The sequence below is a fragment of the Beijerinckia sp. L45 genome, from assembly GCF_009765775.1.
GTDB lineage: Bacteria > Pseudomonadota > Alphaproteobacteria > Rhizobiales > Beijerinckiaceae > RH-AL1.
In genome coordinates, this window is the sequence record NZ_LMUU01000267.1 from 6,601 (window position 1) to 8,036 (window position 1,436).

The following is a 1,436-nucleotide window of genomic DNA, read 5'->3' on the forward strand; positions in this document are numbered from 1 at the left end:
GGCGACACCGAGCACCAAGCCACGCTTTCCCGCCAGGAGACCCGAGCTTTTCGCTGATGCGGGGATGCTTCCCGGTTGCGTCATTCTAATTCCGGTTCAAAAAAAGGCATCGGCGCCGAAAGCTTCGGCCCGATCTGATGCCGCGTTTAAGCGCAGAGCCTCCGCAAGTGCAAGCCGCAAGGCCCCGCGGACGGCAGAGTCCCTCCGATTTGACCATTGGCAGACGCGCGGTTGGTTGTTACCTTTTGGTTAACAGAACGTTTTCTCACGACTCGTGTTGGAAGCGGCGAGGGCCCAAGGTGAAACTGCGCGAGGACCTGAACGCCCTGACGCCGCGTCTGCGGCGTTATGCGCGAGCGCTGATGTCGGGCGATCCGGGCGGTTCCGAGCGCGCGGACGATCTCGTCCATGCCACCCTGATTCGAGCACTGGGGTCACGCAATCTTGGCGTACACGCCGATCTCGTCATCCGCCTCTACGCGACCCTGACCCAGATGCATCGCGACATCGCGGACGAACAGCCGGGTCGCGCGCAATCGAGGTCTGCGGTCTTCGGCGCCCGGACAGGCGCGAAGCCGGCGTCCGCCAATGTCCGGCAAAGCAAACTCACGATCGGCCTGATGAGCCTCGCTCTGGAAGACCGGGAGGCCCTCCTTCTGGTCGCATTGGAAAACTTCGATCATGACGAGGCTGCGCGAATCGTTCACGTGACCAAGACCGTTCTGCTGACGCGTCTGACACGGGCACGCATGACACTGGAAGCCCAGTTGCAGATCCATCCTGGGGCCACGCGAAACGCGGACCAGGGACACGTCTCGTATCTTCGGCTGGTGAAGTAGTGGCTTACGGCGCCCCGCCATCCGCCTTCAGCGATGCCGAGCTCAACGGCCTGGTCGACAGCCAGCTCGATACGATGCGTCAGGCGGAGGTGACCGAACGTCTCAAATCGTACGCGGCCGAGCGGGCGCGCGTCGCGGCATGGCGCGAGCAGAACGACCTGCTCAAGGCCAGTTTCTCGGAAGTCGAAAACGAACTTATTCCGCTGTCGCTCAGTCTGACGCCACCGCCACGGCTCAAATGCATCACGAGCGACAGCTGGTCGGGCCCAAGGCCCGCGGCGATCGTGGCGCCGCAGGCGTCGTCCGGAACGGCACCTCGATCGTGGCGCGGCATTCTCACCTTCGGCGTTCTTGCCTGTTTCGTCGGGGCCGTCGGCTGCTGGCTCATCGCCGAGCACGCGGCTTCCGTCGAATTGCCGCTCGTTCTCACCGCCACCGGTCGGCCCGACGGCCTGCTTGTCACGCCCGGCTTCGAGGGATTCGACAACGCCCCACGCGAGAAAGGCGCCGGGCCAGGCACGTCACGCACGCTCATCCGCGAACTGCCGACGCCGACCATTCCCGACCTCGGGAATGCGGGCTTCAGCTTCACCGGGG

Annotated in this window: 2 protein-coding genes; both read left to right on the plus strand. The window is 64.3% G+C overall.

From position 1 onward, the window contains the following. Positions 1-299: 299 nt before the first annotated feature. Positions 300-839, plus strand: a complete 540-nt coding sequence (locus GSQ79_RS27225) for a hypothetical protein (protein WP_158811878.1) — start codon at positions 300-302, stop codon at positions 837-839. After that, positions 839-1,436: anti-sigma factor (locus tag GSQ79_RS27230; RefSeq protein ID WP_368669984.1), on the plus strand; the 598-nt coding region annotated here is incomplete at its 3' end. The genes GSQ79_RS27225 and GSQ79_RS27230, both read left to right, overlap by 1 nt.